The organism is uncultured Aquincola sp. (genome assembly GCF_964001545.1).
GTDB lineage: Bacteria > Pseudomonadota > Gammaproteobacteria > Burkholderiales > Burkholderiaceae_C > Aquincola.
Genome location: NZ_CAXFDV010000278.1, coordinates 1 through 9919, shown reverse-complemented (window position 1 = coordinate 9919; position 9919 = coordinate 1). Strand labels below are relative to the sequence as shown.

Annotated in this window: 9 protein-coding genes and 1 pseudogene; 8 read left to right on the top strand and 2 right to left on the bottom strand. The window is 73.9% G+C overall.

Annotated features, from left to right (window positions below; translation table 11 throughout):
* The 6 genes from ABNT58_RS09725 to ABNT58_RS09700 form a co-directional block, all read left to right on the top strand.
* On the top strand, positions 1-1200 hold a 1200-nt coding region (locus ABNT58_RS09725; protein WP_348753287.1), incomplete at its 5' end, for a pseudouridine synthase.
* Between the two features lie 19 nt (positions 1201-1219).
* Entirely contained in the window at positions 1220-2458 is a 1239-nt protein-coding gene (locus ABNT58_RS09720; RefSeq protein ID WP_348753286.1) for a Bcr/CflA family efflux MFS transporter, read from the top strand.
* Positions 2455-3390 (top strand): tRNA (adenosine(37)-N6)-dimethylallyltransferase MiaA, encoded by a 936-nt coding sequence (miaA, locus tag ABNT58_RS09715; RefSeq protein WP_348753285.1) that lies wholly within the window; start codon positions 2455-2457, stop codon positions 3388-3390. Before ABNT58_RS09720 ends, miaA begins: the two co-directional genes overlap by 4 nt.
* Positions 3391-3403: 13 nt before the next feature.
* The gene (locus ABNT58_RS09710; RefSeq protein ID WP_348753284.1) at positions 3404-4066 is read left to right on the top strand and encodes an ABC transporter ATP-binding protein; all 663 of its coding nucleotides are present in this window, start codon (positions 3404-3406) and stop codon (positions 4064-4066) included.
* Positions 4066-6642 carry an ABC transporter permease gene (locus ABNT58_RS09705; protein WP_348753283.1) on the top strand — a complete coding sequence of 859 codons (2577 nt, stop codon included), beginning with the start codon at positions 4066-4068 and terminating at the stop codon, positions 6640-6642. Before ABNT58_RS09710 ends, ABNT58_RS09705 begins: the two co-directional genes overlap by 1 nt.
* Complete coding sequence (locus ABNT58_RS09700) at positions 6642-7817, top strand: lipocalin-like domain-containing protein (protein ID WP_348753282.1); 1176 nt, start codon at positions 6642-6644, stop codon at positions 7815-7817. Before ABNT58_RS09705 ends, ABNT58_RS09700 begins: the two co-directional genes overlap by 1 nt.
* Here the strand turns inward: ABNT58_RS09700 and ABNT58_RS09695 are convergent.
* Positions 7772-8587 (bottom strand): GGDEF domain-containing protein, encoded by an 816-nt coding sequence (locus ABNT58_RS09695; protein ID WP_348753281.1) that lies wholly within the window; start codon positions 8585-8587, stop codon positions 7772-7774. The genes ABNT58_RS09700 and ABNT58_RS09695 overlap by 46 nt on opposite strands.
* 198 nt (positions 8588-8785) lie before the next feature.
* On the opposite strand from ABNT58_RS09695, the gene ABNT58_RS09690 reads away from it, so the two are divergent.
* Positions 8786-9058 (top strand): DUF1778 domain-containing protein, encoded by a 273-nt coding sequence (locus ABNT58_RS09690; protein WP_348753280.1) that lies wholly within the window; start codon positions 8786-8788, stop codon positions 9056-9058.
* Entirely contained in the window at positions 9055-9549 is a 495-nt protein-coding gene (locus tag ABNT58_RS09685) for a GNAT family N-acetyltransferase (RefSeq protein WP_348753288.1), read from the top strand. Before ABNT58_RS09690 ends, ABNT58_RS09685 begins: the two co-directional genes overlap by 4 nt.
* A gap of 23 nt (positions 9550-9572) precedes the next feature.
* Here ABNT58_RS09685 and ABNT58_RS09680 read toward each other — a convergent pair.
* Positions 9573-9919, bottom strand: a pseudogene (locus ABNT58_RS09680) (MFS transporter); the annotation flags it as partial.

Here is a 9919-nt window from a genome sequence, read left to right as displayed (position 1 = left end):
GGTGATCGCCCCCGCGGCGACCGGCCCGACCGTGCGCCGGGTGAGCGCCCGCGCTTCGACCGGCCCCGTGACGACCGCGGCCCCGGCGCACGCGGCGGCTTCGAGCGTCCGCGTGAAGACCGCGGCCCCTACGACCGCCCGCACGGCGACCGCCCCCGCCCCGACCGCGGTGGCGAGCGCAGCTTCGACCGCCCGCGTGGCGAAGGCTGGCCCGGTGAACGTGGCGGGGAGCGTGGCGGCGACCGCCCGGCCCGCGGCGGCGCGCCCTTCCGCCCGCAGGGCGCCGACCGGCGTCCGCCGCCGGACCGCTCGCCGTTCGACCGCCCGCCGCGCCCTGAGCGCGACCACCGGCCCGACCGCCCCGCCCCGCTGCCACCGGCCAGCTTCCGTGCGCCCGAAGGCGGCGAGCGCCCGCGCCGCAGCGGCCCCGAGGCCAGCTCGCCGCGCGCCGCCGAAGGCGAGCGCCTGTCCAAGCGGCTGACCGCGATGGGCGTGGCCTCGCGCCGCGAGGCCGATGACTGGATCGACGCCGGCTGGGTGCGTGTGGACGGCAAGATGGCCGTGCTGGGCCAGCGTGTGCGCGCCGATGCCCGCATCGAGATCGACCCCGCCGCCCACAAGCAGCAGGCCCAGCGCATGACGGTGCTGCTGCACAAGCCGGTGGGCTACGTCAGCGGCCAGGCCGAAGACGGCTATGAGCCCGCGGTGGTGCTGGTCAAGCCCGAAAACCGCTGGGGCGAAGACACCTCCGGCATCAACTTCCACCCGGGCCACCTGCGCAGCCTGGTGCCCGCCGGCCGGCTGGACATCGACTCCACCGGCCTGCTGGTGCTGACGCAGGACGGCCGCGTGGCCAAGCAGCTGATCGGCGAAGACGCCAACATCGAGAAGGAATACCTGGTGCGGGTGGAGTACGTCGGCAGCGCGCCCGACGGCCGCCTGCCCGAGGCCGACCTCGAGAAGCTGCGCCACGGGCTGTGGCTGGACGAGGTGAAGCTGCAGCCCGCCAAGGTGAGCTGGCAGAACGAAGACCAGCTGCGCGTGGTGCTGCGCGAAGGCCGCAAGCGCCAGATCCGCCGCATGTGCGAAGCCGTCGGCCTGAAGGTGGTGGGCCTGAAGCGCGTGCGCATCGGCAGCGTGGTGCTGGGTCAGCTGCCGCCGGGCCAGTGGCGCTACCTGCGCCGCGACGAGCGCTTCTGAGCACCACCGCGCCGCGAGGATGAGCGACACCCCCGTGCGCCCCGCCGCGCCCGCACGCGCCGCGCGGCTGGCCCCTGCCACCGCCGCCACGCTGCTGGCGCTGCTGCTGGGCCTGCAGCCGCTGAGCACCGACCTCTATCTGCCCGCGCTGCCAGCCCTGGCCCGCGGGCTGGGCGCAGGCATGCCGGCGGTGCAGCTGACCATGTCGGCGCTGATCCTGGCCTTTGGGCTGGCGCAGCTGGTATGGGGCCCGGTGGCCGACCGTTATGGCCGCAAGCCGGTGCTGCGGTTGGCGCTGGCGCTGTTTGCGCTGGCCAGCCTGGGCGCCACGCTGGCGTCCAGCATCGGCGTGCTGACGCTGTGGCGCGCCGCCCAGGGCGCCTGCCTGGCGGCCGCCGTGGTGTGCGCCCGCGCGATGGTGCGGGACCTGTATGAGCCGGCCGAAGGCGCCCGCGTGATGTCGCTGGCGATGAGCGGCCTGGGCTTGATCGCCCTCAGCGCCCCGATGCTGGGCGGGCTGCTCACAAGCAGCTTCGGCTGGCGCAGCACGCTGCTGGCGGTCACGCTGGTGGTCAGCGGCGTGCTGATGTTCGTCTGGCGGGTGCTGCCCGAGACGGCACGCAGCCTCAACCCGCAGGCGCTGCATGCCGGCACGCTGGCCCGCACCGCGCGCCAGGTGGCGTCGGACCCCACCTTCTTCTCCTGGGCCTCGCTCACCGCCTGCACCTACGGCGGGCTGTTCCTGGTGCTGGCGTCGTCGTCCTTCATCTACATCGAGGTGCTGGGCCTGAGCGCCGCGCAGTACGGCATGGCGCTGGGCGCGGGCTCTACCGCCTACGTGGCCGGCACCTTCGCCTGCCGGCGGCTGCTGCTGCGCCATGGCCTGACCGGCGCGGTGCAGCGCGGCGCCTTCTTCAGCCTGGCCGGCGGGCTGGGCATGGCCGCGTTGGCCGCCAGCGGCGTGCATGCGGTGGCGGCGGTGCTGGTGCCGCAGTGCCTGTATGCCTTCGGCCACGGCATCCACCAGCCTTGTGGCCAGACGGGCGCGGTCAGCCCCTTCCCGCAGGCAGCGGGCGTGGCTGCCGCGCTGGCCGGCTTCGCGCTGGCGCTGGTGGCCTTCTGCGTCGGCCTGTGGCTGGGCCAGGCGCTGGACGGGACGGTGCGGCCGATGGCGTATGGCCTGGCCTTCTGGTCGGTGCTCGTGGCGGGCGTGGCCTGGACCCTGGTGCCCCGGCACGGCGCCTTGCGCGCTGCATGACCGCGCCCCACTGGATCGGCCTGGCAGGGCCGACGGCTTCGGGCAAGACGGCCGTGGCGCTGGCGCTGGCGGCTGAAATGCCGGTCGAGATCATCAGCGTCGACAGCGCGCTGGTGTACCGCGGCATGGACATCGGCACCGCCAAGCCCAGTGCGGCCGAGCGCGCCGCGGTGCCGCATCACCTGATCGACCTGATCGACCCGCTGGAGGCCTACTCGGCCGCGCAGTTCGTGGCCGATGCGCGGCGCCTGATCGGCGAGATCCGCGGCCGTGGCCGCTGGCCGCTCCTGGTGGGCGGCACCATGCTGTACTTCAAGGCGCTGATCGAGGGTCTGGACACCCTGCCCGCTGCCGACCCCGCGCTGCGCGCGGCGCTGGACGCCGAAGCCGCCGAACGCGGCTGGCCCGCGATGCATGCCGAGCTGGCCCGGGTGGACCCCGTCACCGCCGCCCGCCTGCCGCCCGGCGACAGCCAGCGCATCCAGCGGGCGCTGGAGGTGTTCCGCGCCAGCGGCCGCCCGCTGTCCAGCTGGCACCAGGCCGGCCAGCGGCAGGGGGCCGACGATGGCCTGCTCATCAGCCTGGAGCCCGACGACCGCGCCTGGCTGCACGCCCGCATCGCCCAGCGCTTCGACGCCATGCTGGCCGCCGGTCTGGTGGCCGAAGTACAGGCGCTGCGCGCACGCGGCGACCTGCACCTGGGCCTGCCTTCGATGCGCTGCGTGGGCTACCGCCAGGCCTGGGAATGCCTGGACGAAGGCCGGCTGGCACCGCTGCGTGAGCGCGGCATTGCCGCCACCCGCCAACTGGCCAAGCGCCAGCTCACCTGGCTGCGCAGCATGCCGCAGCGCCAGCGCGTTGCGGCCGAAGCGCCGGATGCGGCACGCCAGGTGCTGCACCTCGTCGGCCGGCTGGGTGCCGCGCCTGTCTAGACAACTTCCGCCCATGCTGCAACTCACCGATCTGGCCAAGTTTTACGGCGACACGCCGGTGTTCAGCCAGGTGACGCTGAGCGTCGCCCCCGGCGAGATGGTGGCGGTGCTGGGGGACTCCGGCGTCGGCAAGAGCACACTGCTGAATTGCATCGCGGGCCTGGACACGCCCAGCCGCGGCCAGGTGACGCTGGACGGTACCGACATCACCCGCCTGCCCGAGCCTGAACAAGCGCGCTGGCGGCGCGCGCGGCTGGGCTTCGTGTTCCAGGCCTTTCATGTGCTGCCGCACCTGAGCGTGGCCGACAACGTGGCCCTGCCCTTGCTGCTGCAGGGCCGGCAAGACCCGGCACGCGTGGCGCAGATGCTGGCCGACGTGGGCCTGGAAGGTCTGGGCGAGCGCGCACCGCGCACGCTCTCGGGCGGCCAGCTGCAGCGGGTGGCGATTGCCCGCGCGCTGGTGCACCGGCCGGCGCTGGTGCTGGCCGACGAGCCCACCGGCAACCTCGACCCCGACACCGCCGAGCGGGTGATGGACCTGCTGGCCGCCCAGGTGCATGCCCAGGGCTCGGCCTGCGTGCTGGTCACCCACTCGGCCACCGCCGCCGCCCGCGCCGACCGCCGCTTGCGGCTCACGCGCCAGGGCATCGAACCGACTGCGGAAGGCCGCGCCTGATGCGCCACGCCCTGCAGTGGCTGCGCCAGCTCAGCCTGCCCGAATGGCGGGCCCACCCCTGGCGCCATGCGGTGGCGCTGCTGGCGGTGGCGCTGGGCGTGGCGCTGGCGTTTTCGGTGCACCTGATCAACGGCTCGGCGCTGTCGGAGTTTTCGTCGGCGGTGCGGGCCGCCAATGGCGAACCCGACCTGACGCTGCGCTGCGCGGTGCGCGAAGGTTGCGAAGACAGCCTGCTGGACACCGTGGCCGCCGCCGACGGCGTGGCCCTGGCCACGCCGATGGTGGAGGTGGACACCTATGCGCTGCCGGACAGCCGGGCCGCCAAGCCGGCACAGGCCGCGCCCAGCGCCGGCCCAGGCGCCGCGCCGGGACCCGGCCGGGTGGCGCTGCAGGTGCTGGGCGTGGATGCGCTGCAGATCGCTGCGGTGGCCCCGGCCCTGCTGCCGCGCCCGGCCGACGGCCAGCCGCGCACCGCCTTCCTCGACCCTGACCGGCTCTTCCTCAACATCGCTGCGCAGCAGCGGCTGGGCGTGCAGCCCGGTGACGCGCTGCGGCTGCAGCGCGGGCTGGACACCTTCACCTTGCAGGTGGCCGGCAGCGTGGCGGCCGGCGGCGGGCCGCTGGCGGTGATCGACATCGCGGGCGCGCAGCAGCACTTCGGCCAGCTGGGGCGTCTGAGCCGCATCGACCTGCGGCTGGCCGCCGGCACCAGCGCCGCCCAGTGGCTGCAGCGCACGCCGCTGCCGCCGGGCCTGAAGGCCGCCGCCGCCGACGACGCGGCGCAGAAGGTGTCCAGCCTGTCGCGGGCCTACCGCGTGAACCTGACGGTGCTGGCGCTGGTCGCCCTCTTCGTCGGCGGTTTCCTGGTGTTTTCGGTGCTGGCGCTGTCGGTGGCGCAGCGCACGCCGGTGTTCGCGCTGCTGGGTGTGCTGGGCCTGGGCGCCACCGAGCGGCGGCGCCTGGTGCTGCTGGAGTGCCTGGTGGTGGGTGTGGCCGGCAGCCTGGCCGGGCTGCTGCTGGGCACCGGCATGGCGCAGCTGGCGTTGCGCTGGCTGGCCGGCGACCTGGGCGGCGGTTACTTTCCGGGCGTGGCGCCGGCGCTGGTGTTCTCGTGGCCGGCGGCCGCGGCCTTCGGCGCGCTGGGCGTGGGGGCGGCGCTGGCCGGCGGCTGGGTGCCGGCAAGGCAGGCCGCGGCGCTGGCGCCCGCGCAGGCGCTCAAGGGCCTGGGCGGCACCGCGGGCCCGGCGCCTTCGCGATGGCGGCCGGTGCTGCTGCTGGCCGCGGGCGGCCTGCTGGCGCTGCTGCCGCCCATCGGCGGGCTGCCGCTGGCGGCTTATGCCTCGGTGGCGGCGCTGCTGCTGGGCGGCATCGCCTGCGTGCCACTGGCGGTGGATGCGCTGCTGGCGCTGCTGCATCCGCGCCGCTCGCCCCTGCTGCTCTTGGCGGTGGAACGGGCCCGCCATGAAAGCGCCGCCGCCACGGTGGCGGTGGCCGGCGTGGTGGCCAGCCTCAGCCTGGCGGTAGCGCTGACGGTGATGGTGAGCAGCTTCCGCCAGGGCGTCTCGCAATGGCTGGACAGCGTGCTGCCGGCCGACCTGTATGCCCGCACCGCCACCAGCAGCGCGGCAGCCGACCAGGCCTTCCTGCCGCCCGACTTCGTGCAGGCCGCGGCCGCGGTGCCCGGCGTGGCGCGGGTGCAGGGGCTGCGTGTGCGCAGCATCAGCCTGGCGGCCGACCAGCCCGCGGTCAGCCTCATCGCCCGCCCGCTGGACCAGCCGGCGCGCCAGTTGCCGATGGTGGAGCCGCCACGCCCGCCGGTGGCCGGCGAGATCGGCGCCTATGTCAGCGAGGCCATGGTCACGCTGTACGGCGCCCAGCCGGGCAGCCTGCTGCAACTGCCGCTGGGCCCCGGCGCCGGCACCCCGGTGCGGGTGCTGGGCGTATGGCGCGACTATGCACGGCAGTTCGGCGCGGTGGCCCTCGACCAGGCCGACTACCGGCGCATCACCGGCGACACCCGCGTCAACGACCTGGCGCTGTGGCTGGCGCCCGAAGCAGCCGTCGACACCGTGCAGGCCGCGCTGCGCCAGCTGGCGCCCGACCCGGCGCTGATCGAATTCGCGGTGCCGGCGCAGATCCGCGCGATGTCGCTGGCCATCTTCGACCGCAGCTTTGCGGTCACGCGTTACCTGCAGGCGCTGGCCATCGGCATCGGCCTTTTCGGCATCGCGGCCAGCTTCTCGGCCCAGGTGCTGGCGCGGCGGCGCGAATTCGGCCTGCTCGCCCACCTGGGCTTCACCCGCCGGCAGATCATCGGCGTGGTGGCCGGCGAAGGCGCGGCCTGGACCGCCGGCGGCGCGCTGGTGGGCCTGGGGCTGGGCCTGCTGGTGTCGGTGGTGCTGGTGCAGGTGGTCAACCCGCAGAGCTTCCACTGGACCATGGACATGGTGCTGCCCGGCGGCCGCCTGGCCGCCCTGTGCGCGGCGGTGATGGTGGCCGGCAGCCTGACCGCGGCGGTGAGCGCCCGCGCCGCCGCCTCGGGCGATGCGGTGCTGGCCGTGAAGGAGGACTGGTGATGAACGAGCGCCGCCTGCTGCTGCGCTGGTGCGCGCTGGCCGGGTTGCCGGCCCTGCCCCTGCAGGCTGCGCTGGCGGCCGTACCGCGCCCCGACACGCCCGACAGCCCGCCCCGCACCGTGCTGGCGCCGCGCCCGCTGCGCTTTCCGCAGGACCACGGCGCCCACCCGGAGAGCCGTACCGAGTGGTGGTACGCCACCGGCTGGCTGCGCCCGCAAGCCAGCGCCGCGGGCGACAAGCCCGATGACCTGGTGGGCTTCCAGCTCACCTTCTTCCGCTCACGCACCGACCTGGCGGCCGGCAACCGCAGCCGCTTTGCCGCCACGCAGTTGCTGTTCGCGCATGCGGCGGTCAGCGACATCGCCGGCCGGCGGCTGCTGCATGCCGAGCGCATCGCGCGCTGGAACGGCGACCCGCAGGCGCCGCGGGTCGCCGCCGCGTTAACCGACACCGACGTGCGCCTGAACGACTGGCGCTTCCGGCGTGAAGGCCCGGCCGAACGCAGCAGCTACCGCGCCCGCCTGGCCGATCGCGACGCGGGCTTTGGCTTCGAACTGCAGCTGGCCGCCACGCAGCCGCTGCTGCTGCAGGGCGATGCCGGCTGGTCGCGCAAGGGGCCGAATGCCGACGAGGCGAGCCACTACTACTCGCAGCCCCAGCTGGCGGTGCAAGGCACGCTGGCGCTGAAGGCCGGCGCCGCGCCGCAGCCGGTGCGCGGCACCGCCTGGCTGGACCATGAGTGGAGCGAAACCCTGCTCAACCCGGACGCCGTGGGCTGGGACTGGATCGGCATGAACCTGGACGACGGCAGCGCCCTCACCGCCTTTCAGCTGCGGCGGCGCGACGGCACGGCGCTGTGGGCCGGCGGCAGCTTTCGCGCGGCCGGTGGCACGGTGCGGGTGTTCAAGGCCGACGAGGTGCGCTTTGTGCCCGGCCGCAGCTGGACCAGCCCCGCCACCCGCAGCGAGTACCCGGTGCAATGGACGGTGGAAACGCCCGCCGGCCGCTTCGAGGTGCGGGGGCTGATCGACGCGCAGGAGCTGGACAGCCGGGCTTCCACCGGCTCCATCTACTGGGAAGGCCTGAGCGAGCTGCTGGACGCCGCGAGCGGCCGCCGCGTGGGCCGCGGCTACTTGGAGATGACGGGCCGCGCCTCGCCGCTGCGCCTGGGCTGAATCGGCGCGGCGCGCACGCAGTTGCGGCCGGCGGCCTTGGCGGCGCCCAGCGCCGCGTCCACGTCGGCCATCAGTGCGTCCAGCGAGGTGTGGCTGGCGCCCATCGACGCCACGCCGATGCTGACGGTGGTGAACACGCTGGTGCCTTGCCAGTCGATGCGCAGCGAAGCCACATGCTCGCGGATGCGCTCGGCCACATCCAGCGCGCCCAGCGGGTCAGTCTGCGGCAGCAGCACCAGCAGCGATTCGCCGTCGGCCCGCGCCAGCACGTCGGCCTGGCGCAGCAGGCCACCGGTCACGCGCACGATCTCGCGCAGCAGCGCATCGCCGGCCGCATGGCCATGGTGGTCGTTGATGCGGCGGAAGTGGTCGGCGTCGACCAGCAGCACCGCGCCGTCGGCCTCGTAGCGACGGCAGCGGGCCCATTCACGCTCGGCCAGCAGCACGAACTGCCGGCGGTTGAGCACGCCGGTCAGGTCGTCGCGGGTGGACATCACCGTGACGCGCTGGTGCAGCTGGCGCATCGACAGCGCCAGGGCGCACAGCAGGCTGCCGAGCACCACAGCCACCACCGCACCGGCGGCCGCAGCCGCCAGCGCCACGGCGGTGACGTCGGGACGGCCCAGCGCCATGCAGGCGAGGCCGGCGACCAGACCGGACGAAGCCCCAGCCGCCAGCGCCATCGGCAGCGCCAGCATCCAGGGCCGGGAAGTGGGCACGCGGCGGTCCAGCCAGCGCATCCAGGCGGAATCGAACGGCGAGTCGAGCATGGCAGCGGCGTGAATTCGGGATCAACGATTCGACCACAAAGCCCGCGCCACGGGGCCGGCCGAAGGCCCTGCGCAAGGGCCGATGAGCGGGGTGAAACGGGGTCAGATGCGGCGCCGGCAGCACGTCGGCTGTGTTGACAAGAGCTACACGCCTCAGCACACTGTGTATCGATCGTGTATGCACAGCAGGAGGACCGCATGCGAGACGCCGCCATCAACCTACGCGCCTTGCCCGAGCAGCGCGACTTGATCGACCAGGCCGCCAGCCTGTTGGGCAAGAACCGCTCGGACTTCATGCTGGAAGCGGCCTGCGAGCGGGCGCGGTCGGTGGTGCTGGATCAGGTCTTCTTCAGCCTGGACGCCGAGAAGTTCAAGCAGTTCACGGCCATGCTCGACGCACCGCCTGGCCCGAATGCCGGCCTGGATCGCCTGATGGCCGTCAAGGCGCCATGGACCGACCCCGAGACATGAATGGGCGGCTGAGCGCACCGGTCCCGCTGGTGGCAAGCCACCGGTTGGACGACTTTGCTTGCGGCGAAGCCTCGCTCGACGACTGGCTCAAGCGCCGGGCGCTGGGCAACCAGCTGAGCGGTGCCAGCCGCACCTTCGTGGTCACCCAGGCCGACGGGCAGGTGCTCGGCTACTACGCCCTGGCAGCAGGCGCTGTCGCGCATGAAACGGCCACCAGCGCGGTGCGCCGCAACATGCCCGACCCAGTGCCCGTCATGGTGTTGGCGCGGTTGGCGGTGGACCAGCGCGCCCAAGGCCGCCAGCTGGGCGGCGCCCTGCTGCAAGACGCCGTGCGGCGGTCATTGGCCGTGGCCGAGAACGCCGGTGTGCGGGCGCTGCTGGTGCACGCCCTGCACGAGCGGGCCAGGCAGTTCTACGAACACTACGGCTTCCAGCCGTCGCCGCATCGCCCCATGACGCTGATGCTGCGCCTGAACAGCGTCAAAGGCTGATCACAGCATCCGCGGCTACGTGCTCAATGCGCCCCGCCCGCATCCGCCCCGGCGCTGCCTTGCGGCCGGGCGGTGAACCAGATCAGCACGATCAGCGCCAGGAACAGGAAGGACGAGCCGAAGAAGATGTCGTCGGCCGCGCGGGTGAAGGCCTGCTGGTCGATCAGGCGGTTGACCTGGGCCAGCGCCTGCTGGCTGTTCAGGCCCGCGGTGGTCAGGTTGCCCAGCACCTGGGTGCTGGCGGCGCTGCCGCTGGTGATCTGCTCGGTCAGGTGCGCGTGGTGCATGGCGGCGCGGTTTTCCCACAGCGTGGTGGCCACCGAGGTGCCGATGGCGCCCGCGGTGATGCGCACGAAGTTGGACAGGCCCG